Source organism: Kribbella sp. NPDC051770, from assembly GCF_040681455.1.
GTDB lineage: Bacteria > Actinomycetota > Actinomycetes > Propionibacteriales > Kribbellaceae > Kribbella.
On the sequence record NZ_JBFAYT010000003.1, the window covers coordinates 111655 to 134129 of the forward strand.

At 70.5% G+C, this 22475-nt stretch carries 18 protein-coding genes; 14 read left to right on the forward strand and 4 right to left on the reverse strand.

The genetic code is table 11. The features are described 5' to 3' along the window. Window positions 1–11: 11 nt before the first annotated feature. On the reverse strand, window positions 12–350 hold the full coding sequence (locus AB0M01_RS11920) for a hypothetical protein (RefSeq protein WP_363668325.1): 339 nt from the start codon (window positions 348–350) through the stop codon (window positions 12–14). 296 nt (window positions 351–646) lie between these two features. Further along, window positions 647–1255: a hypothetical protein gene (locus AB0M01_RS11925; RefSeq protein WP_363668327.1), complete on the reverse strand. Its 609-nt coding sequence runs from the start codon at window positions 1253–1255 to the stop codon at window positions 647–649. 162 nt (window positions 1256–1417) lie between these two features. Here AB0M01_RS11925 and AB0M01_RS11930 point away from each other — a divergent pair, with 162 nt between their 5' ends. From AB0M01_RS11930 to AB0M01_RS11940, 3 genes are all read left to right on the forward strand, one after another. Continuing rightward, window positions 1418–1819, forward strand: coding sequence for a hypothetical protein (locus tag AB0M01_RS11930; protein WP_363668329.1), 402 nt, complete (start codon window positions 1418–1420; stop codon window positions 1817–1819). 82 nt (window positions 1820–1901) lie between these two features. Next, the gene (locus tag AB0M01_RS11935; RefSeq protein WP_363668331.1) at window positions 1902–3020 is read left to right on the forward strand and encodes a GNAT family N-acetyltransferase; all 1119 of its coding nucleotides are present in this window, start codon (window positions 1902–1904) and stop codon (window positions 3018–3020) included. Then, the gene (locus AB0M01_RS11940) at window positions 2908–3942 is read left to right on the forward strand and encodes a potassium channel family protein (RefSeq protein ID WP_363669448.1); all 1035 of its coding nucleotides are present in this window, start codon (window positions 2908–2910) and stop codon (window positions 3940–3942) included. The genes AB0M01_RS11935 and AB0M01_RS11940 overlap by 113 nt, the downstream gene beginning before the upstream one ends. Here the strand turns inward: AB0M01_RS11940 and AB0M01_RS11945 are convergent. Then, the gene (locus tag AB0M01_RS11945) at window positions 3939–5297 is read right to left on the reverse strand and encodes a serine hydrolase (protein ID WP_363668333.1); all 1359 of its coding nucleotides are present in this window, start codon (window positions 5295–5297) and stop codon (window positions 3939–3941) included. The genes AB0M01_RS11940 and AB0M01_RS11945 overlap by 4 nt on opposite strands. A gap of 472 nt (window positions 5298–5769) precedes the next feature. Between AB0M01_RS11945 and AB0M01_RS11950 the strand changes: the two genes are divergently transcribed. The 11 genes from AB0M01_RS11950 to AB0M01_RS12000 all read left to right on the forward strand — a co-directional run bounded on the left by AB0M01_RS11950 (window position 5770) and on the right by AB0M01_RS12000 (window position 20157). Beyond that, window positions 5770–6996 (forward strand): LacI family DNA-binding transcriptional regulator, encoded by a 1227-nt coding sequence (locus AB0M01_RS11950; protein WP_363668335.1) that lies wholly within the window; start codon window positions 5770–5772, stop codon window positions 6994–6996. Next, window positions 6993–7931 (forward strand): sugar ABC transporter permease, encoded by a 939-nt coding sequence (locus tag AB0M01_RS11955; protein WP_363668337.1) that lies wholly within the window; start codon window positions 6993–6995, stop codon window positions 7929–7931. The genes AB0M01_RS11950 and AB0M01_RS11955 overlap by 4 nt, the downstream gene beginning before the upstream one ends. Then, the gene (locus AB0M01_RS11960; protein ID WP_363668339.1) at window positions 7928–8761 is read left to right on the forward strand and encodes a carbohydrate ABC transporter permease; all 834 of its coding nucleotides are present in this window, start codon (window positions 7928–7930) and stop codon (window positions 8759–8761) included. The genes AB0M01_RS11955 and AB0M01_RS11960 overlap by 4 nt, the downstream gene beginning before the upstream one ends. Before the next feature lie 26 nt (window positions 8762–8787). Continuing rightward, window positions 8788–10068: an extracellular solute-binding protein gene (locus tag AB0M01_RS11965; RefSeq protein WP_363668341.1), complete on the forward strand. Its 1281-nt coding sequence runs from the start codon at window positions 8788–8790 to the stop codon at window positions 10066–10068. After that, window positions 10068–11216: an ADP-ribosylglycohydrolase family protein gene (locus AB0M01_RS11970; protein ID WP_363668343.1), complete on the forward strand. Its 1149-nt coding sequence runs from the start codon at window positions 10068–10070 to the stop codon at window positions 11214–11216. The genes AB0M01_RS11965 and AB0M01_RS11970 overlap by 1 nt, the downstream gene beginning before the upstream one ends. Before the next feature lie 11 nt (window positions 11217–11227). Continuing rightward, window positions 11228–12544: an ADP-ribosylglycohydrolase family protein gene (locus tag AB0M01_RS11975; protein WP_363668345.1), complete on the forward strand. Its 1317-nt coding sequence runs from the start codon at window positions 11228–11230 to the stop codon at window positions 12542–12544. Then, window positions 12537–13415: a ribokinase gene (locus AB0M01_RS11980; protein WP_363668347.1), complete on the forward strand. Its 879-nt coding sequence runs from the start codon at window positions 12537–12539 to the stop codon at window positions 13413–13415. The genes AB0M01_RS11975 and AB0M01_RS11980 overlap by 8 nt, the downstream gene beginning before the upstream one ends. Continuing rightward, window positions 13412–15403 (forward strand): SUMF1/EgtB/PvdO family nonheme iron enzyme, encoded by a 1992-nt coding sequence (locus AB0M01_RS11985; RefSeq protein ID WP_363668348.1) that lies wholly within the window; start codon window positions 13412–13414, stop codon window positions 15401–15403. Before AB0M01_RS11980 ends, AB0M01_RS11985 begins: the two co-directional genes overlap by 4 nt. A gap of 164 nt (window positions 15404–15567) precedes the next feature. Next, window positions 15568–16731, forward strand: a complete 1164-nt coding sequence (locus AB0M01_RS11990) for a CoA transferase (protein WP_363668350.1) — start codon at window positions 15568–15570, stop codon at window positions 16729–16731. Window positions 16732–16801: 70 nt separating this feature from the next. Further along, window positions 16802–17629: a CoA ester lyase gene (locus AB0M01_RS11995; protein ID WP_363668352.1), complete on the forward strand. Its 828-nt coding sequence runs from the start codon at window positions 16802–16804 to the stop codon at window positions 17627–17629. A 941-nt stretch (window positions 17630–18570) separates the two neighbouring features. Beyond that, window positions 18571–20157 (forward strand): NAD(P)/FAD-dependent oxidoreductase, encoded by a 1587-nt coding sequence (locus tag AB0M01_RS12000; RefSeq protein WP_363668354.1) that lies wholly within the window; start codon window positions 18571–18573, stop codon window positions 20155–20157. Window positions 20158–20634: 477 nt separating this feature from the next. Here AB0M01_RS12000 and AB0M01_RS12005 read toward each other — a convergent pair whose 3' ends face one another. Further along, entirely contained in the window at window positions 20635–22380 is a 1746-nt protein-coding gene (locus AB0M01_RS12005; RefSeq protein ID WP_363668356.1) for an ABC transporter ATP-binding protein, read from the reverse strand. Window positions 22381–22475 lie beyond the last annotated feature (95 nt).

Below are 22475 nucleotides of genomic sequence, written 5' to 3' on the forward strand. Positions count from 1 at the left end.
CCGCCTCCCGGTCAGCACTCCTCGACGTGGCTCTTCACCGAGGCGGCGAAGTGGCCGCCGTAGATGTAGAGGTTGCTGCTGTTCTCCTTGTACCAGAGGTTGCCGTAGCTGTTGGTCAGCCAGCAGGCCAGCTGCACGCTCTTGCCGGCGGCGTACGTCTTGCGCTTGGCGCAGGCCTCGTACGGGCCGGTACGGACCGGGGACGAGTCCTTGGTCTTGGCGGTGTAGACCCAGCCGCCGCCGGGGCGGGCGCCGCAGTCGGCGCTGGTGGCGGCCGAGGCGGTGGTCGCGGTCAGGGCCGGGGCGAGCACGAGGACGCCGATGGCGCCGAGGACTGCGAGCTTGGTCATCGCGGGTCTCCTGTCGGGAGCAGCGGCCTGGGGCCGCTGGGGCGGGTGTGACAGGAGAGAACCTACAAACCGGTGGGCTCACCGGAAGGTTTCTTGCGGGGGATCGGCTGCGACGCCGGAAGATTGTGCGCCGGACCGGGAAGCGCCTCACGGCGCGTGGCCGCTCGTAGCGGCTAATTTTGGGACCCGGGGCTACCACGGCCCGACGCGTAGATCAGTGTAGCGGGTGCCCAAACCCCTTGTCCTGTTGGAGTTTCCGGGGAGCGGTTGCTAACACCACCGCGCGGTTTTCGCAACTACCAGAGCTGCCCGGCGCGTTCGGTGCGCGCCGCGGTGGCGAGCTGGTCGGCCATCTCGACCAGCTTGGACGCCGACCGGACCTGGTCGTGCCCGTCGTCGGCCAGGTGCGCGCGGCCGGTGGCGACGATCCGGGCGAACGCCGCCGCCCGGTCCAGGGTGGTCGCGAAGTCGCCGGTCGCGACACCACGCAGTACGGCGTCGACCATCGCGCGCACCTCGTCCGGGCCGGGCGGGTCCGCGACACCGGCGACGACGGCGTGCACCTCGGCGTACTTGCGGCCGGTCTCGTACTCGCGGGAGACCGCGTCGGCCTGCTTGTACACCCAGGAGCGCAGCAGGTAGAGCCGCCACAGCGACCCCGGCAGCGAGTCGGCGGGGGAGTCCGACCACAGGTCGGCCAGCTCGTCGAGACCGTAGTCGTCGGCCAGCTTCACCACCCGCGCGACCACCTCCTCGTCTTCGCTCGACCGGGCACCACGGACCAGCAGCTCAGCGGTCCGGTGCGCCACCTCGGCGACCTTCGCCGGGTCGGCCGCCGCACCGGGCAGCGACTCGAACAGCTGGTTGCCGGGCAGGATCGGCCGGCGCGGAGTAGGAACGGTCACGCAGTCATGATCCCTGACACCGCCGACAGTCGCATGCCGACCCGGTACGCCCACCACTCACCAACCTCCGTTCTCCGCCGCCTCCGGCCGTCGCTCCCGCTGGGTCGAACCGCCGCGGCGATCCTTGGTGAGTGGTGCAGGTCCGCTAGTACAGTCGGGAACATGGCGACTCCTCAGCGTGGGCGACTGGCGAAGAACCTGGTCAAGTACGGCGTCCGGTACGGGCCGATGGCGTTCGAGGCGGTCAAGCACGGGCGGGAGCCGGCCCAGCAGGCGATCCAGGCCGCGCTGGCCAAGCGCTCAGCGCGCCGCAAGGCCGTCGAGCACGCGCTGACCGTGCGGGAGGGGTCGCTGCTGAAGGTGATCAAGGACGGCTCGGCGATCTTCTTCGTGTTCAGCGGCGACGCGATCGTCACGACGTACCCGCCGGTGCCGCAGGCGACGTACCCGGAGCTGCTCCGGCACGCCGACCTCGACCGGCGCGAGCCGGCCGCCGTACTGGCTGCCCAGCAGCGCCCGAAGCTGACCGACCGCCTCCCCAAGGCCCGCCGCCGCAAGGTTTGACACCCGCGTAACACGCCGGACCCGGCGCGGTCACACCTGCCGCCCAGAGTGGAAGGACGATCCACCGAGGGAGGGCGTCCGCATGCTCTGGAAGATCAGGACCGAACTCGCCGACCGGCCCGGTGCGCTGGCCGAGCTCGCTGCACGGTGTGGTGCGGACGACATCAACATCCTCAGCCTGGAGGTCTTCACCGCGGAGAGTGGCGCCGTCGACGAACTGGTGGTCTCCACCGGCGTCGGCTGGAGCGCCGACGATCTGGTCGCGCTGACGCTGGACGCCGGCTGCGTCCGTACGACGGTGCAGCCGTGCCAGGCCGACGTACTGAGTGACGGGCCGACCAGGTACCTGCGGGCGGCACTGCGGCTGATCGACGACCCGCTGGCGGTCGACGAGGAGCTGGAGGCGCTGCAGGGGTTCGGCGAGTACACCCCCGCCGAGTGGGCGCGGGCCGACGTGCTGGTCGAGATCGCCGGCCGCCTGTCCGCCCGGTACGCCGACGAGGTGCAGGAGGCGCCGCGACCGGGTGGCGGCGGCGTACCGGTCGTGAGGCGCGCCACTGTCGGTGACGCCGACGCAGTGGTCGCCATGCACGACCGCTGCTCGTACGAGAGCCGCACACGGCGCTACCACGTCCCCATGCCGCGGCTGACGGCTCGGACCGCTCGGCACCTGTCGGCTCCGGCCGGTGGAGTCTCTGTGGTGGCGACTGTCGACGGAGCGGTCGTCGGGATGGCTACTGCGGCGCCCTGGGAGGAGCTGGAAGGTACGGCGATGGAGATCGGCGTACTGGTCGAGGACGGGTGGCAGGGGCGCGGGCTGGGGTCGCAGCTGCTCCGGCTGGTGATCGGTGAGGCGCGACTGCTCGGGGCCGACCGGGTGGTCTGTCTGGTGCAGCCGGACAACGCCGCGATGCTGCGGACGGTGGAGGGGCTGCGGATGCGGACGCGCGTCGTACCGGATGGGGACAACCTGATGGTGGCCATCGCGCTGTCCACGCAGAGCCTGTCGCATTCCGTGGATCGGGGGCCGGTGCCCTATCGTCAGACGCGTGCCATCCCTGCCCACCGGTCGCAACCCGCACGGTCTACTGGTCAACCTGCCCGCGAGCACGCGCTCGCCGGTCCTGGAGCTGTTCCGCCGGCTGCTGATCGCGGTGGGGCTGCTGACCGTGATGGTGCTCATCGTGGTGGTCGACCGTGACGGCTACAAGGACACCTACGACGGCCGCGTCGACCTGATCGACAGCATCTACTACGCGACGGTGACGCTGACCACCACCGGGTACGGCGACATCACCCCGGTGACGCCGGCCGCCCGGCTGGTGAACGCGTTCATCGTCACCCCGTTGCGGATCTCGTTCCTGGTGGTCCTGGTCGGCACGACCCTGGAAGTCCTGGCGAACGAAGGTCGTCGCATCATGCGCGACTCGCGGTGGAGGAAGCGCATGAAGGACCACACTGTTGTCGTCGGCTACGGCACCAAGGGCCGTTCGGCCGTGCAGACCCTGCTCAGCAACGGGGTGAAGCGCGAGGACATCGTCGTGATCGACCCGCGGGCCCAGGCGATCGGTGACGCGGGCAACGACCAGATGGCCGCCTTCCACGGCGACGCCACCAACCGGACCGTACTGCGGCGTGCCGAGGTGTCGCTGGCCCGCGAGGTGATCGTCACCACCGACCGCGACGACTCCGCCGTCCTGGTCACGCTGGCGGTCCGGCAGCTCAACCCCGAGGCCCACATCGTGGTCGCGGTCCGCGAGGAGGACAACGTCCCGCTGCTGCGCCAGAGCGGCGCCGATGCGGTCGTCACGTCGTCCGAGGCGGTAGGCCGGCTGCTCGGCCTTTCCGCGGTCAGCCCGAACCTCGGCGAGGTGATGGAGGACCTGCTGACGTACGGCGAAGGCCTCGAGGTCGCCGAACGCCCGGTGCTGGGCCGCGAGGTCGGCAAGGCGCCGTCGTCGGTGCCCGACCGCGTCGTCTCCGTCGTCCGCGACGGCAAGGTGCACCGGTACTACGACTCGAACGTCTCGGTGCTGGCCGCGGGCGACAAGCTGATCGTCGTACGGCCCGCGAAGGAGACCCCGTGGGCCGAGCGCCCGGGGGCGGACGAGCAGGACGACTAGCAGCCCTTCAGGGCTGCGATGAGATTGGCTGCCCTGGCGTCGCCGTGGCCGATCATGCGGTTGCTGACGTAGGCGAAGGCGAGGCCGTGCTCGTCGTCGGCGAAGGCGAACTGCCCGCCGGCGCCGTCGTTGCCGAAGCTGCGCGGACCGAGCATCGGGCGGAACGCGGAGTCGAGCAGGAAGCCCCAGCGGGCGCCGGCATCGAAGCCGAGGTAGCTCGGACCGGAGGACTGCTCGGTCAGCGCATCGGTGATGGTCGCGGGGGAGAGGAGTGGGCCGGAGGTGCTCCGGCCCGGGATCACGCTGGCTGGGCTCACGTCCGCCGCGGCCGGGATCACGCCGGCCGGCCTCACGCCTGCCGCGGCCGGGATCGTGTCGGCCGGGCTTGCACCTGCCGCGCCCGGGATCGTGTCGGCCGGGCTTGCACCCGCCCCGCCCGGGATCGCGCCGGCCGGATTCACGCCTGCCCCGCCCGGGATCGCGCCGGCCGGATTCACGCCTGTCCCGGCTGGGCTCACGCCCGACCTGGCCGGGCTGAGGCCGGTGATCGTCGCGGCGAAGAGGGCGGCGAGGCTGTCGGCTGACGCGACTGCTCCGGCGCCGGGGAGCTCGATCGTCAGCAGGTCGGGGTCGTTCCAGCCGTGCGGCTCGTCGAGGCCCGGGAAGACCAGAGCGCCGTTCATCGTGACGATGCGGGTGAGCAGGTGCTCGGGGCCGGGCATCGGTGGGCGCCCCTCGGCCTCGGTGAGGCGGGCGACGGGCTCGTCGGGCGGTACGCCGATCCAGGCGCGCAGGCCGAGCGGGTCGCCGATCGCCTGCCGGAAGTACCGCCCGGGAGTGAGCCCGGTGATCCGCCGGATCACCTCGCCGAGCAGGAAGCCGAAGACGTGCCCGTGGTACTCGTACGTCGTACCGGGCGCCCAGAGCGGTTCCTGCTCCTCGATCGCCCGCACGACCGGCGTCCAGGCGGCGATCTCGTCGAAGGTCAGTGTGCGATCGAGCACCGGCAGCCCGGCGCGATGCCCGAGAACCATCCGACTGGTGATCGTTTCCTTGCCGAACTCCGGCCAGTACGTCGCAACCGGAGCGTCGAGGTCGAGCCGGCCCTCCTGCGCGAGCAGGTGGATCGAGATGCTGACCAGCGCTTTGGCGCAGGAGAAGACCGGCACGACGGTCTCGCTCGTCCAGGCCCGACCGGTCGTCAGGTCGGCGGTCCCGGCGTACAGGTCGACGACCTTGCGCCCGCCGGAGTAGACCGCGACCGCGGCACCGAGCTCGGGGAAGTCCTCGAAGTTCCGCGCGAACGCGTCGGCGACGGCGCCGAACTTCTCGTCGGCGTGGCCGGTGGGTCGCATGGTCGCTCGTCCTTCGGGTCGTCGGGGCGGCCTCACGGTACGGCGGGGGAGCGGCGGCGGCGAGCGAATTAGCGAGAGCGCGAAGGAGCGCCGAGAGCCCGGAGAGCGCGGGAGCGCGGGCAGCGCGGGAGCGCGGGCAGCGCGGGCGGCGCGGAGCGCGCGGAGTGTGCGGAGTGTGCGGAGACGACAGAGCCGCGCCGAGTGCGCGGAGGAGCGCCGGGAACGCCGGAGAGCGCGGGAGAGCGCGGACAGCGCGGACAGCGCGGAGTGCGCGGAGACGGCGGGGCAGCGCCGAGTGCGCGGGAGAGCGTCGAGAACGCCGGAGAGCGCTCCCTGCGCTCTCCGTTCCTGGTCTGGTCCGGTCGCGGACCGTGCGGACCACGTGACGGAGTGGTCCGTTCTTGACTCGGGGTTTGCGGCGACCTAAGGTCTGATCTGTAAACGATTACAAGAACGATTACAGGAGCGCCGCGTGAGTCGTCCGACGATCGCCGCCGTGGCCCGGGCCGCGGGGGTCTCGGTGGCCTCGGTCTCCCGGGTGCTGAACGGTCTGCCGGCCACCGAGGAGATGGCCGAGCGGGTCCAGCGCGCGGTCGCCGAGCTCGGGTACGTGCCGGACGCGCGGGCGCGCTCGCTGAAGGTCGGGCGCACGTTCCAGCTGACGCTGGCGGTCGCCGACGTCGGTAACCCCGTCTACGTGACGATGATGCGGGCCGTCGAGGAGGTCGTCTCCGCCGCCGGCTACCGGCTGGTGGTCACCACCACCGGCCCGGACGTCGCCGACGAGGTCGCCCTGGTCCGCGGCATGGCCCGCGGGTACGCCGACGGCCTGGTGATCAGCCCGCTGCGCGTCGACGACGACCTGATCAAGTCGATCCAGGAGTGCGACGTACCGGTGGTCGTCGCCGGTAACGTCCCCGCGAAGGCGGGCGTCGACACCGTCCGCGCGAACTCCCCGAAGGGCATCCTGCTGGCCGTCGAGCACCTGCTCACCACCGACCGCCGCAAGGTTGCCTTCGTCAACGGCCCGGTCGACACCGTCCCCGGCACCGCCCGCGCCAAAGGCTTCGCCGACGCGATGAAGGCGAACAACCTGACGCCGGTCGCGCAGGTGGAGGCGGAAGACTTCACGTTCGCCGCCGGACGAGAAGCAGGCCGCCGCCTGCTCGACCAGTTGGGCCTCGGCCCGGCGCCGGTGCTCAGCGCCGATGGCGGAGGTCTCGCGAAGGTGTCGCCGACCGCCGAGCGCGGAGGTCGCGCGGAGGTGTCGCCGACCGACGAGGGCGGAGGTCCCGCAGGGGTGTCGCCGACCGACGAGGGCGGAGGTCCCGCAGGGGTGTCGCCGAGCGCCGAAGGCGCCAAGGCCCCGGGCGGCCCGGCCCCCTCCAACTCCGTTCTCCCCGCGGCCGCAGGCGGCGGGATCGATGCGGTGATCGCCGCGAACGATCTGCTCGCCGTGGGTGTGATGCACGAGCTCGCCGCCCGAAATCTCAAAGTCCCCGACGACGTCGCCGTGATCGGCATGGACGACAGCGAGCTCGCCGAGCAGTCCTTTCCGCCGCTGACCAGCGTGAACCTCGGTTCGGCCGAGCGGGGGCGCCGGGCGGCTGAGTTGCTGCTGGCAAGGATCGAGGACGACAGCCGGGCCCCGCGGCGGATCGTGGTGCAGCCGTCCCTGAGTGTGCGGAGATCTTCATGACCACCCAAGCTGTTCTCGCGCCGGAGAGCGCGGCCGGGAAGCCGCCGGGGCGCAACACCGGGCGCCCGAAGCAGAACCGGGAAGCGATCTTCCTGTTCCTGCCGGCGCTGATCCCGGTGCTGCTGCTCAGCGTCTACCCGCTGGTGCGCGGCATCGCGCTCGGCTTCACCGACGCCCGCGCGGGCCTGAACGTCGACACCAACTTCATCGGCTTCGGCAACTTCGGCAAGCTGCTGCACAACGACCTGTTCTGGGACTCCTTCCGGATCGGCCTGATCTGGACCGTCTCGGTCACCGTGCTGCAGTTCGTCGCCGCCCTCGGCCTGGCTCTGCTGCTGAACACCAACATCAAGTTCCGCGGCATCGCGAGAACTCTCGCGCTGATCCCCTGGGCGATGCCCCCGGTGGTCGTCGCGATCATGTGGCGCCTGCTGCTGCACCCGACCAACGGCCCGGTCAACGACATCCTGCAGACCACCCACCTGACCGACCACCCGATCAACTTCCTCGGCGACTTCAGTACGGCGCTGCCCGCGGTGATCGTGGTCGGCATCTGGGTCGGCATGCCGATGACGACCGTCACGCTGCTGGCCGGCCTGCAGGGCATCGACCGTTCCCTGTACGAGGCCGCGGCCGTCGACGGCGCCGGTGCCTGGCGCCAGTTCTGGTACATCACGCTGCCGCAGCTCAGGACGGTGATCGTCGCGATCACCAGCCTGGACATGATCTGGAACTTCAACTCGTTCGGCCTGGTCTACGTGCTGACCGCCGGCGGCCCGGGCGGCAAGACGATGCTGCCGATGCTGTTCGCCTACAACGAGGCGTTCCGGTACGGCAACTTCGGGATGGCCGCCGCGATGGGTGACGTGATGGTCGTGATCATCATCGTGTTCCTGGCCTTCTACCTGCGCAACCGGTTGAGGAGCGAGGCATGAGAACGCGTCGCACCACCCGCGCCGCCCAGTACGTCGCCGTACTGGCCTATCTGCTCTTCCTCGGCTTCCCGCTGGTCTGGCTGATCTCGGCGTCGCTGAAGTCGCCGCGCGAGTTCGCCAGCATCGACCCGACGTTCTTGCCGCAGGCACCGACCTTCAGGAACTTCAGCGACGCGCTGGAGGAGCAGGGCCTGGTCCGCTCGATGCTGAACTCGCTGCAGATCTCGGTCGCCACCACCGTGCTGGTGCTGATCGTCTCGCTCCCGGTCGCGTACGCCCTGGCCCGGTTGCGGTCGAGGCTGCGGCCGATCACCAACGGCTGGATCCTGGTCAGCCAGGTCTTCCCGGTGATCCTGATCGTGATCCCGCTGTTCGTGATCCTGCGCCAGCTGCACCTGACCAACACGATCCCCGGCGTGGTGATCGTCTACATGGTCTGGTCGATGCCGTTCGCCCTGTGGATGTTGCAGGGGTACGTCGCCGCCGTACCGCGGGAGCTGGAGGAGGCGGCGTCGGTCGACGGCGCGAGCCGGGTCCGGACGATCGTCTCGATCGTGATGCCGCTGCTGCGGCCGGGCCTGATCGCGACCGCGATGTTCACCTTCATCTCGGCGTGGAACGAGTTCTTCTTCGCCCTGGTCCTGCTCCAGGACCCCCAGCTCAAGACGCTGCCGCTGGTGCTCGCCCGTTTCGTCGGGGCCGAGGGCCAGGTCCAGTTCGGCCCGCTCGCGGCCGCGTCCGTCCTGGCCACCGTGCCGAGTCTCGTGTTCTTCGCCTTCCTGCAGCGCCGGCTGACGTCCGGCCTGCTGTCCGGCGCTGTCAAGGGCTGAACAGCCCGTCCCCTGAGGAGAAACCCATGAAGAAAGCATTGACCGCCCTGATGGCGGCAGGTGCCCTGGTGGCGCTCGCGGCCTGTGGCAGCGGGAACGACAGCTCGGGCGACCCCGCGCCGGGCGAGAAGGTGACGCTGAAGTTCCAGAGCCTGGCCTTCCAGAAGACCACGGTCGCGGCGACCAAGAAGATCGTCGCCGACTGGAACGCCGCGCACCCCGACGTCCAGGTCGAGTACGTGCAGGGCAGCTGGGACTCCGTGCACGACCAGCTGGTCACCCAGTTCCAGGGTTCGACCGCGCCGGACATCATCCACGACGAGTCCGCCGACATCACCGGCTTCGCGAACCAGGGCTACCTGGCCGACCTCACGCCGTACCTGAGCCAGGAGACGAAGGACGCCGTACCGGCGGGAGTCTGGGACACCGTCAAGTCCGGCGACGGCAAGATCATCGCCGCGCCGACGCTCCTGCAGTCGTACGTCGTGTTCGGCAACTCCGCGCTGCTCAAGCAGGGCGGCGTCACCGCGACCGGCGACTCGCTCAGCTGGGACCAGCTGCAGGCGGACGCCAAGAAGCTGACCACCGGCGGCAAGTTCGGTCTCGGCTGGGGCCTGAAGAGCCCGACCGCGACCGTGCTGAACCTGGGCATGAACTTCGACGCCGCCTTCTTCGAGGGCAGCGGCCGCGACGCCAAGGCGAAGATCGGCGACGCCGAGCTCGAGGTGCCGAAGCGGATCCACGCGATGGCCTACACCGACAAGTCGATCGACCCGACCTCGCTGACCCAGAGCGGTTCCGACGTGCTGCCGGGCTTCTTCGGCGGTAAGTACGCGATGGTTGTCGCGGGCAACTACACCGCCCAGCAGATGGTCGAGCAGGCGCCGAAGGGCTTCCAGTGGGAGGTGCTGCCGCCGCTGAAGGGCACCTCGGAGAAGCAGGCCGCGAACCCGCAGACGCTGTCGGTGCCGGCTGAGGGCAAGCACATCAAGCAGTCGGCGGAGTTCATCGACTTCTTCATGAAGGCCGAGAACCTGGCCGCGGTCGGCCAGGGTGACTGGCTGATCCCGACCACGCAGCCGGCCCGGGACGCGATCCAGAAGGCGACCGGCGGCAAGAACGGCTGGCAGCAGACGTTGGCCAGCGGCACCGAGATGACCAAGGCGCCGTTCCAGAGCGTCGAGAACTACCCGAAGTGGAAGGACCAGATCGCCACTCCCGCCCTGCAGGAGTTCCTGGCCAACAAGATCGACCTCGCGGCGCTCGGCCAGAAGCTGAACGACGGGTGGGGCCAGGTCAACAGCTGATGCCTGACCAAACGAAGTCACTGCTGGAGGACAAGTCGGTCGGGGCCCTGCTGGGCTCCGCCGCCGGCGACGCGATCGGCGGCGCCGTCGAGGGCTGGACCCCGGAGGCGATCCGGGAGCGGCACGGCGGCTGGGTGACCGGCATCGTCGGGCCCTGGTACGACGACTGGCGCAACGCGCGCCCGATCGCGCCGTACCACAAGGGTGACGGGCACATCACCGACGACACCTTGATGACGCACGCGCTGGTCGAGGTGTACGACGAGACGCGCGCGCACCTCGACGCCTACGCGGTCGCCGAGAAGCTGGTGCCGAAGATGCTCGCGGGCAAGCGCTGGGTGCCGGAGCTGGAGGCGGACGCGCTGCTGCTGCAGCGGGTCTTCCTGGCCGAGAAGTGGCTGGTCGCACGCCTGCACTACGGGCACATCGACCCGCGCGAGGCCGGCGTCGGCAACATCGTGAACTGCGGTGCGGCGATGTACGCCGCCCCGATCGGGATCGCCAACGCCGGTGACCCGGCCGGTGCGTACGCCGAAGCGATCGACCTGGCCGGTGCGCACCAGTCGAGCTACGGGCGGGAGGCGGCCGGCGTGTTCGCGGCCGCCGTCGCCGCGGCGATGGTGCCTGGGGCAACGGCTTCGGGCGCGGTCGAGGCGGCGCTGGACCTGGCCAAGGACGGCACCCGGCTGGCCGTTGCCGCGGTCGCCGAGGTGGCCGAGGGGCTCGACGACTGGGAGCAGGCGATTCCGCTGCTGCGGAAGGCGATCGAGCCGTTCGACACGGTCGGTCCGGACTACCGCGACCAGTCGCTCGACGCGCGGCGGCCGAGCCGGACGAAGGCGATCGAGGAGCTGCCGGTGGCGCTTGGGTTCGTGCTGGTTTCCGGTGGCGACGTACGGCAGGCGGTGCTCGGCGGGACCAACTACGGGCGCGACGCCGACTCGATCGCGTCGATGGCCGGCGCGGTCACCGGCGCGCTGAGCGGGCAGGCCGGCGTACCGGAGGAGTGGACGACGCGGATCGCCGAGGCGAGCAAGACCGATCTGGTCGCGCCCGGCCTGGTGATGGCGTCGGTGGCGCGGGACCTGCGAACGGCGGACGCCGAGCGCTGGGCCCGGCGTACGGCGGCACTGGACGCGCTCGGATGAGACTGACTTGGGTGCAGCCGGAAGATCTGCTGCCGCACCAGCTGGTCCAGTCCGCGGCCGAGGGCGCGGACGTGCAGGACGTCGTCACGCGCTGGCAGTCCGCCGGCGGGACGGTCGAGGCGCCGGTCTCCGGAGCCTCGGCCACCCCGGCCGGGCCGGAGCTTCGCGCGCTGGCCCGGGTGCTGCTCGACGAGCTCGACAAGCGTTCCACCCCGTGGACCGCGCCGGAGATCCCCGAGCTTCCCCGGCTCGCCGCCGGCTTCGGCCCGGGCGGCCGGGTCACCCGGAGCATCGAACGCCGGATTTCGAATGGTTGGGTCGGCCGGGCCGCGGGCAACCTGCTCGGGAAGCCGGTGGAGAAGATTCCCCGGGAGGGGATCCGGGAGATCTTGGCGAGCTCTGGGCAGTGGCCGTTGACGCAGTACGTGACCGCGGTGGGGGTGCCTGACGACGTACAGGCGCGGTGGCCGTGGAACCGGCGGTCGAAGCCGACGAGCCTGCGCGAGGTGATCTCGGGCATGCCCGAGGACGACGACCTGAACTTCGCGATCCTCGCGCTGCAGTTGGTGGAGAAGCACGGTGACGCGCTGACCACCGAGGACGTGGCGCAGGCGTGGCTGAGCGACCTGCCGGCCGGGCGGGTGTTCACCGCCGAGCGAGTCGCCTATCGCAACCTGCTCGACGGCGTCGCACCCGAGCGCGCCGCCCTGGTCCGCAACCCGTTCCGCTGGTGGATCGGCGCCCAGATCCGGACCGACGTGTACGGCTGGGTCCACCCCGGTGACCGTACGGCGGCCGCCCGGCTCGCGCTGACCGACGCACGCCTGAGCCACACCGGCGCCGGTGTCGACGGCGCGATCTGGGTCGCCGCGATGTCCGCGGCCGCGCTGGTGCTCGACGATCCCCGCGAGATCGCGCTCTCCGGGCTCGAGGCGATCGATCCCGGCAGCGCGATCGCGCAGGCGGTCCAGCTCGGGCTGTCGCTCGCGGACAAGCCGCTGGACGACGCGCTCGACGTGCTGCACGCGGAGTACGGGCAGCTGCACTGGGTGCACGCGATCAACAACAGCGCGCTCACGGCGTACGCGCTGACGGCCCCGGACTTCGCGACCGGTGTCGGCCGCGCGGTGATGGGCGGCTGGGACACCGACTCCGTCGGCGCGACCGTCGGCGCTGTGCTTGGCGCCGTCCTGGGTGTTCCGGCAGAGTGGTCGACACCTCTGGAGAACCGGCTGACCACCAGTCTGCCGGGGATGAACCAGGTCTCATTCGACGAACTCGCAGCGAGAACTCTGGCCGTGGTGAAGAAGGAGGAGCGGCGTGGCTGACGTCGTGGTCGTGGGCAGCGCGAACGTGGACCTGGTGCTCCCGGTCCAGCGGATCCCGCGCCCCGGCGAGACCGTACTGGCCTCCGGGCTGACCCGCGGTCCGGGCGGCAAGGGTGCGAACCAGGCGGTCGCCTCGGCCCGGGCGGGCGCGTCGACCGCGTTCGTCGCGGCGCTCGGCGCCGACGACGGGGGAGCGCTGCTGCGCGCTGCCCTGGACGGTGTCGACCTGTCGCTCGTCGAGACCGTGGACGCGCCGACCGGGACGGCGATCATCACGGTCGACGCCGACGGCGAGAACGCGATCACCGTGGCGCCCTCGGCGAACGGTCTGCTGGCGCTGACGCCGCGATCGCTGGCCGCCGTGGGCGAGGCGAAAATAGTGCTTTCCCAACTGGAGATTCCGTTCGGTACGGTGCAGGCGGCAGCCGCGGCGAGCAGGTACTTCATCCTGAACGCCGCCCCGGCCGCCGAGCTGTCCGACGAGTTGCTGGGGCATGTCGACCTGCTGGTCGTGAACGAGACGGAGGCCGAAGCGGTGGCTGGTGCGAAGCTGTCCGCCCTGCTGGACCGGGTGCCGGCCGCGGTGGTGACACTGGGCGCCGAGGGCGCGGTGATCCTGAACCGTTCGGTGGCCGAGGTGCGGGTGCCGGCGGTGCGGGTCGAGGTGGTCGACACCACCGCCGCGGGCGACACCTTCTGCGGAGTCCTGGCCGCCACACTTGCTGCGACGTCAACTACAGCGAGCGACCTGACGAATGCGGTCCGACGCGCTACCGTTGCTGCTTCATTGAGTGTCCAGACCGCGGGGGCGATCCCTTCGGTACCTCACGGGGAAGCTATCGACGCGCGCTGTGCGGAGGTGTACCTGTGAACCCGCTGGAGCCGAGGCCCATCGATCTGCCCGCGAAGGTCGATCTCGGCCTCCGGGCCGACCTGACCTTCCTCGACGACGCCAAGATCCTCGGCGCGCCCGAGGACCCGGCCGACCTGCCGCGCTGGCGCGGCAAGCTCGCCGAGTGGCTGGCCGGCGCCTACGGGCGGACGGCGTACGACGGTGGCTCGCACTACGAGCAGCCCGGTCGCGAGTGGACCCAGACGGCGTACTCGGTGGCGCTGGTCTGGCTCTGGGACGACCAGCTGTACGACGTCGCCACGGGGGCGTTCACCCCCGCGAAGTTCGTGCAGCACGGGGTCGAGGACTTCGGTGGCTACGACGCGGTGGTGCTGTGGCACGCGTACCCGGTGATCGGGATCGACTCGCGCAACCAGTTCGACTTCTACCGTGACGTTCCGGGCCTTCGGCAACTGGTCGACGACCTGCACGGCCTCGGGCTGAAGGTGTTCTTCGACTACAACCCGTGGGACGTCGGCACCCGCCGCGCGGACGGGCCGGACGCCGAGGAGTTCGCGGCGCTGGTCGCCGACTTCGGTGCCGACGGCGCCTTTCTCGACACCCTGAAGGAAGGCGACCCGGCGTTCACCCGGGCGCTGAACAAGGTGAACCCGGCGATCGCCTTCGAGGGCGAGTCGCGGTTGCCGCTGGCAAGGATCTCGGACCACGCGCTGTCCTGGGCGCAGTGGTTCGCCGACACCCGGGCGCCCGGCGTGCTGCGGGCGCACCTGTACGAGCGCCGGCACATGATGCACCACACCCGGCGCTGGAACCGCGACCACAGCGACGAGCTGCAGTCGGCGTGGGTGAACGGCGTCGGCATCCTGGTCTGGGAGAGCGTGTTCGGCGCGTGGGTCGGCTGGAACGCGCGCGACCGCGCGACGCTGCGGCGGATGGTCGCGGCCCAGAGAGCGTTCTCCGAGGTTCTCATCAACGGCGACTGGATCCCGCTGACGCCGGAGATCCCGGACAAGGCCCGCGAGCACGGGGTCTTCGGGTCGCGCTTCGAGCTGGCCGACGTCACGTTCTGGACGCTGATCAACCGCGACGACGAGGACTTCGAGGGCGTCGTCCTGCGCTCGGAGGACCAGGTCGGCGACTGGTACGACGTGACCTCGGGCGTGCCGATCACGGCCGACGACGAGGGCGTGCGGCTCGTCGTACCGGGGCGTGGGGTGGCGGGGATCGTGCGGGTCGGAGCGACGGCTGGTGCTTCGTGCCGGGCGACTGCGCGGCGGCTGGGGACGATGTCGCGGCCGCATGTGAAGGACTCGGCGTTCCCGGTCGCTCCGGGACGGCTCGTTCCGCCGCCGATGCCGGTTGGTGAGGCTTCGTTCGGTCCGGTTGTGGTGGTGCCCGCGGGGGAGCGCTCTCTGGTGGTCCGGCATCGGCGCCGGGAGACCGGGTTGTACGACACCGCGCCGTACGTGGAGGAGTGGAAGCCGTTGCCTCCGCGCCTGCACGACCAGCAGACGGTTTCTCGCGAGGTGTCACTCACTGAGGTGTCTGTTGCGGTGCGCGAGGTGACGAACGCTGAGTTCGCTGCGTTCTTGTCCGCCTCCGGGTATCGCCCGCTGATCGCGAACCGCTTCCTGGCCCACTGGGTCGACGGCGCTCCCGCCGCCGGCACCGAGGACCAGCCGGTCACGTACGTCGACCTCGCCGACGCGCGGGCGTACGCCGAGTGGGCCGGCGGCCGCCTGCCCACCGAGGACGAGTGGCAGGTCGCGGCTGGTCTCGACGGCTTCACGCGTCTGGAGCCGCTGGTCTGGAACTGGACCGAGTCCGAGCACCGCGACGGCCGCAGCCGCTTCAGCATCCTGAAGGGCGGCTCCTGGTACGTTGCCGAGGGCTCCGACTGGTACTCCGACGGTGGGCCGCAGGAGCCGGAGGTCAGCTTCAAGCTGGTGCTGACCGGCGGCGGGCTCGATCGCTCGGAGACCATCGGCTTCCGGTGCGCGCGGTGAGCGGGAACGAGCCCTCAGCAACCACTCCGTCCGACGCCTCCGGGGTCCCCGCTTCCGGCGGGCCTTCCGCGGTGGTCCCGGCGAGTGGACCCGCCTCCGCTGCATCCCCGGCGAGCACCCCCGCCTCGGGCGGGCGTGCGCAGCGGCTTGCGCCGCTTGCCGGGGTGAAGGTGGTCGAGGCAGCAACCCTGTTCGCCGGCCCACTGGCTGCGACCTTCCTCGGGGACTTCGGCGCTGACGTCACCAAGATCGAGCACCCGGCCCGCCCCGACGCGGCGCGCGGGCACGGTGCTTCGAAAGACGGCATCGGGTTGTGGTTCAAGACCCTGGGTCGCAACAAGCGACTCGCGACCCTGGACCTGTCCCGCGGCCGGGAGGTGTTCCTCGACCTGATCCGCGACCAGGACGTCCTGGTCGAGAACTTCCGCCCCGGCACCCTCGAGCGCTGGGGCCTCGGCCCCGACGTCCTGCTCGAGGCCAACCCGCGCCTGGTGATCGCCCGCGTCACCGCCTTCGGCCAGGTCGGCCCGTGGTCGAGCCGCCCCGGCTTCGGCTCGCTGGCCGAGGCGATGAGCGGTTTCGCCGCGGTCACCGGCGAACCGGACGGCCCGCCGACCCTCCCACCGTTCGGCCTGGCCGACGGCATCACCGCCCTCGCGACGGCGTACGCCGTACTGGTCGCTCTTCGCGAACGCGACAGCTCCGGCCAAGGCCAGGTGATCGACATGGCGATCATCGAACCGATCCTGATGATGCTCGGCGGCGGCATCACGGCGTACCAGCAGACCGGGTACGTCCAGCCCCGCCTCGGCAACCGCTCGTCGAACAACGCGCCGCGCAACGTCTACCAGACCGCCGACGGCCGCTGGGTCGCGGTGTCGACGAGCTCCCAGAGCATCGCCGAACGCGTCGTCACCCTCGTCGGCCGCCCCGACCTGGTCGCCGAACCGTGGTTCGCGACCGGCCGCCAACGTGCCGAACACGCCGACGAGCTCGACGAGGCGGTCGGCTCCTGGATCGGCGCCCGGGCTCTGGACGAGGTCATGGAAGCCTTCGAGAAGGCGGAAGCCGCGGTCGGCCCGGTGCACGACATCCGAGGCATCGTCGAGGATCCGCAGTACGCCGCGCTGGGCACCATCACGACGATCGACGACGAGGAACTGGGCGGCCCGGTCGCCATGCAGAACGTGCTCTTCCGCCTGTCGGAGACTCCCGGTGAGATCCGCTGGGCCGGCCGCCCGCACGGTGCCGACACCGACGCGGTCCTGGCCGAGATCGGCGTGACGCCCGAGCAGCTGGCTGCTCTGCGCGAGTCCGGGGTGGTCTGATGCTGCGTACGCCGGCGCGATCCCGGAGCGGACTGATGCCGTACGTCGTACTCAACTCCGGAGCGCTCCCGTGCTGACAGCTCTCTACGTCCCCGCCAACCGCCCGGACCGCTTCGCCAAAGCCGTTGCCGCAGGCCCCGATCTCGTCGTCTTCGACCTCGAGGACGCCGTACCGGTCGACGACAAGTCCGACGCCCGAGGCTGGGCCGTCGCCTGGATCGCCGCCCGCGCCACCGGTTCCTTCGAGATCCGGGTCAACGCCCCCGGTACCCCGTGGATCGAGGACGACCTGGCGGCGCTCGCAGCAGTGCCCGACGTCCGCGTCCGCGTCCCCAAGGTCGAAACCGCCGCCGACGTCCACGCAGTCCTGGCCCAAGTCCCCTCGGCCAAGATCACCGCCCTCATCGAATCCCCCCTGGGCCTCGAACGAGCCTTCGAGATCGCCTCGGCCGACCCGCGGGTAGTAGCCGTCGCCCTGGGCGAAGCCGACCTCTCCAGCGCCCTGGGCGTAGACACCCCCGAAGGCCTCACCTGGGCCCGAGGCCGGCTGGTCTCCGCCTCCCGAGCAGCCGGCCTGGGCGCCCCGATGATGTCCGTCTACCCCCACGTCAACGACGAGGAAGGCCTCCGCCGCACCAGCCTCCAAGGCCGAACCCTCGGCTTCGTCGGCCGAACCGCGATCCATCCCCGCCAACTCCCCACCATCGTCGAAGCCTTCACCCCCACCGCCACCCAACTGGCCGACGCCGCAGACCTCCTTGCCGCAGTGGAAAAAGCCGGCGTCACCGAAGGCGGCGTCATCGTCCTCCCCGACGGCCGCATGGTCGACCCCGCCATGCTCGGCCGAGCCAGAGAACTAACCACCCTCATGCAACAAATCGAGTCCCGCCAGGCCTGACACCCGCCCCGGCTGCACCCACGAGCCACCCACCGCTGCCACCACCGGTTCGTCGCCCACCCGTCAACCTCCGGCCCCCGCGGGCGAGTTGCCGCGGGGACCTCGGACGCTCGCCTGGCGCTCGCCGGCTGCTGGGCAGCGTGCACCAGGTCGTCGCCGACCAACCTCCGACCCCGCGGCTGCACCGCCGAGCCATGCACCGCCGCGACCGGGTCGTCGCCCACCCACCACCCTCCGACCCCCGCCGCTGGACCAACGGACCATTCGCCGCTGCGACCGGTCGTCGTACACCTGCCAACATCCGACCATCGCGGCCGGGTTGCCGCGAAAGTCGGGGATGTGTGCCTGGCGCTCCTCGGCTGCTGGGCAGCGTGCCTTGGGTTGAGCGTGGCATCGGAGGCGAGTTGGCCGCCGCGCGATGCGCGGGGCTCCGCGTCGGGTGGAGTTGGAGCTGGATCTCACCGCCGGCGCGTCTGCCCGCAGAAGTGTCGACTGAGGCAACGGACCTGCATCACTCAGTAAGGCCGAGTATTTCGGGTGTTCGTGGGTGGCTTACGCGTGGTGAATTGGTCGTCAGTCGGCTTAGTGAGTGGTGGAGGTCCGTGGCGAGGTGCATCGATGTGGCCAGTGCGGACATCGGCTGTCCAACGGGCAGTCGTGGTTCGCGGATGCCGTGTGCGGATCGGCGTGCTGAGGCTCGGCAGCGTTGGCAAGTAGTTCGAGCGCGTCCACGGCGGCGCGGTGGGCCGGCGCCAGTTTGTCTCCGGTGAAACGCTTCGCCTGCCAGTCTTCGGGGCCTGGCGTCGGCAGCTCGGTCTCACCGAACACCTCGTGGGGTGCGGGAATCACATCCGCGGCGAATCACCCGTGCGCCGTACGGCGCACGCAGGTTGGTGGCGGCCTGCCGGGTGTGACGTGGGGCATGCTTTAGGGTCGTAGACATGCTTCCTCGTAGGGTCGATGCGGTGGTCATCGGGTCCGGGCCGAACGGGCTCGTGAGTGCGGTCGAGCTGGCGGACGCCGGGTGGGACGTGCTTGTACTGGAGGGGGCGGAGACGTTCGGGGGCGCGGTCCGCTCGACGTCCGAGGGCGGCTGGGTGAGTGATCGGTTCAGCTCGAACTACCCGCTCGGGTTGGCGTCGCCGGTGTTCAAGGCGATGGAGCTGGAGAAGTTTGGGCTGAAATGGGCACACGCTCCGTTGCCCTTGGCGCATTTGCTGGACCCGGAGAGCTCGGTGGCGATTCATCCGGATCCCAACGACACGGCCGCGTCGATCTCGCGGGAGCACCCGCAGGACGGCGACGCCTGGCTGGAGTTGTACTCGAAGTACGTGCGGATCCGCGAGCCGTTGCTGCAGTCGCTGCTGACCTCGTGGCCCCCGGTGCTGCCGGGCGCCCGGTTGGCGCGGCGGCTGGGGTCGGCGGGGGAGTTGGTGCGGTTCGCGCGGTTCATGGCGATGCCGGTGCATCGGATGGCGCACGAGTTGTTCGACGGGCCTGGTGGACGCGCGCTGCTGGCGGGGAACGCGTTGCACGCTGACGCTCCGCTGACCGGTTCGGTCAGCGGAACGATGGGCTGGCTGCTGGCGATGCTTGCCCAGGACATCGGGTTTCCGGTGGCCGAGGGGGGATCGAGCTCGCTGTCCACCGCGCTGCGGCGACGGGCGGAGCGGGCGGGGGCGCTGTTCGTCGCCGGTACGCCGGTCGCCGGGATCGAGCTGGCCGGTGGGCGGGCGGTCGCCGTACAGACTGCTTCGGGGGAGCGGATCGCGGTTGGGCGGGCGGTGATCGGGGATGTGTCCGCCGGCACCTTGTACGACAGGCTGTTGCCTGAGGCAAGCATTCCGGCTGGGCTGCGGGGGGATCTGAAGCAGTTCGAGTGGGATTACCCGACGGTCAAGCTCAACTATCGCCTCAGTGCGCCGATCCCGTGGAACTCGGACGATGCCCGGCGAGCTGGCGTGGTGCATCTCGGCGGGACTGCGGATGACCTGGTCCACATCTCGGCTGACCTGGATACCGGTCGGTTGCCGTCAGCCCCCTTCATGCTGATCGGGCAGACCACCAAGTCGGACCCGACGCGTTCGCCGGAGGGGACCGAGGCGGTCTGGGCCTATGCGCATCTGCCGCGCGGCGTTGTCGACGATGCTTCAGCGGAGAAGCTCGGCGACCGGATGGATCGCCACATCGAGCGCTATGCCCCGGGCTTCGCGAACGTCGTACAGGACCGGGATCTGCAGCGGCCTGGGGACTTCATCAAGTCCAACGCGTCGCTGGGCTTGGGTGCTCTGGGCGGGGGAACCGCCCAGCTGCACCAGCAGCTGATCTTCCGCCCGACGATTGGGTTGGGCAGTGCGCGCACGTTCGTCCAGGGTCTGTACCTCGGCAGCTCCGCGATCCACCCGGGGCCTGGGGTCCACGGTGCGTGCGGGCACTTGGCGGCGCGCACCGCTCTTCGCGATGCGTCGGTGCTGGGTCCGGTGACCAGGGCGTTCCCGACCTTTGCGTTGCGGCATCTCCAGCGGTGAGATGATTCGGGCTGGAGGTCAGCTCAGGGCTTTTCGGTGCGGCTGGGGCAACGGAAACACTCGCTCCGGCAAGCCGCTACCTGCGGCGGCCTGTACGCGGGTGACGGCCGTCGCGCTGAGGTGATGGCGAGAGGGCGCCGCGGTGGTCGGGGCACGCGGTGGAGGCGAGAGGGTGTCGCGCTGGTCGGGGGACGCGGTGGTTTGGCTGAGCTGAGGCGGCAGGCGATGTTGGCGGGTGGTGGTGTCGGCAGGGACCAGTGTGGTGGGTGGTGGTGGTGCTGCTTGACGTAGGGCGTTGGTGGATCGGAGGTGGCGTGTTGGCGGCTGCGGTGATGTGTGCGAGTCGGGTTGGGGACGGCAGTTGCTGAGGTGGACGGGCAATGGGCGTGGGTGAGCGCGTGGACGGGTTCAGGGGCGGTGGTTGTGGGTGTTGCGGAAGGTGCCGTGACGGCCGGCTGGCTCGAGGTGATGCGCGGGTCAGCGCGCGGGGGTGCTGATTCTCAGGGCGGCGATCAGGTCCTGGTAGAGGGTGTCGGTCGCGAGCAGGGTTTCGTGGGTGCCTTGGGCTCGGAGGTGGCCGGCTTCCAGGACGAGGATTTGGTTTGCGTCGATGACGGTGCTGAGGCGGTGGGCGATGGTGAGGACGGCGCCGGTTCGGGCGATTCTGTCGATGACCTCGTGGACTGCGGCTTCGGTGAGGCCGTCCAGTTGGGCGGTGGCTTCGTCGAGGAGGAGGATTTCGGGGTCGCCGACCAGGGCTCGGGCCAGGGCGATGCGTTGGCGTTCGCCGCCGGAGATGACGGCGGTGGAGAGGGCGGTGTCGAGGCCGTCGGGGAGTTCTTTGACTCGGTCGGAGAGGCGGACGGCGGTCAGGGCTTCCCAGATGGCTTGTTCGGTGGCGGATTCGTGGGTGTAGAGGAGGTTCTCGCGGAGGGTGCCGGGGACCAGTGGGGTGTCTTGTTCTACGTAGACGATTCGGCGGCGGAGGTCTTCGAGGGGCCAGTGCTGGAGGGGGAGGCCGTCGAGGACGAGTTGGCCGGAGTCGGGGTTGAGGAAGCGGAGGAGGAGGGAGAAGATCGTGGTTTTGCCGGCGCCGGAGGGGCCGACGATGGCGGTGTGGCCTCGGCGGGGGATTTCGAGGGAGATGTTCTGGATGGCGGGGGCGGCGCCGGGGGCGTAGCGGGCCGTCACGTTGTCGAAGACCAGGGCTGAGGTAGACAGGTCTAGGGGAGTGCGGCGGGCTGGGGTGGGGTCGTCGGGTTCTACGTCGAGGGCGTCGATCTCGCGGATTCTGGCTGCGGCGGCGATGCCGGCCTGGAGGCTGCTGAAGGTCATGGCGAGAGTGCTGACCGGCTCCATCAGCTGGAAGGCGTACAGGAGGAAGGCGACCAGGGCCGAGACGGTGAGTAGGCCCTCGCTGACTCGCCAGGCGCCCAGGCCGAGGATCAGCATGATCGCGAGGCCGACGCCGAAGCCGGCGGCGGTGAAGGCGGCGGCTTCGTAGCGGATGGCGCGGATCGCCTGCCGGGCGGACTCCTCGGCCTCGCCGATCACTCGCCGGCTCTCGCGGCTCTCGGCGCGGCTGGCTTTGACCGTACGGATCGCGCGCAACGCGCCCTCCAGTACGCCGCCGAGGCGGCCGACCGCGCCCTGGGCCTGCTCCTGCGCCTTGGCCATCTTCGGCATCAGCAGGCCGATGACCGCGCCGACCACCGCGAGGGCCGCGAGCGTGGTCAGCAGCAGGGTGCCGTCGAGCATGCCCATCAGGATCAGCGCGCCGAACAGGCCGATCGTGCCGTTCACCAGCGAGACGAGGCTGGAGGCGGCGGCCTCGCGGAGCAGGACGGTGTCGGAGGTGACGCGGGTGACCAGCTCGCCGGGGGAGCGGGTGGCGAGCTCGCCGATCCGGAGCCGGAACAGCCGGCGCACCATCGAGCTGCGCGCGTCGAGCACCACCCGCTCGCCCATCCGGCCGAGCAGGATCCACTGCGCCATCCCGATCAGCGAGCCCGCGACCAGCAGGACGACGAGCAGTGCGACGGCGGGCGCAATCGGCTGCGACGACGAGAGCCCGTCGAGCACGGACTTCGTCACCAGCGGGGTCGCCAGCGAGGCGCCGGTCGCGATCAGGCCGAGCACGATGCCGATCCAGAGCGTTCTTCGGTGCGGCCGGACGAACGACCAGAGCAGTCTCAGGTTCTGCCAGCGCTTGTTCTCACTCATCAGGTCCCCTCCCGGAAGCGGTGAATCATCAAGGTAGCAGAATCGGACATCACTGTCCTATTAATATACACAGCAGCCCCAGACGTATAAGGTCG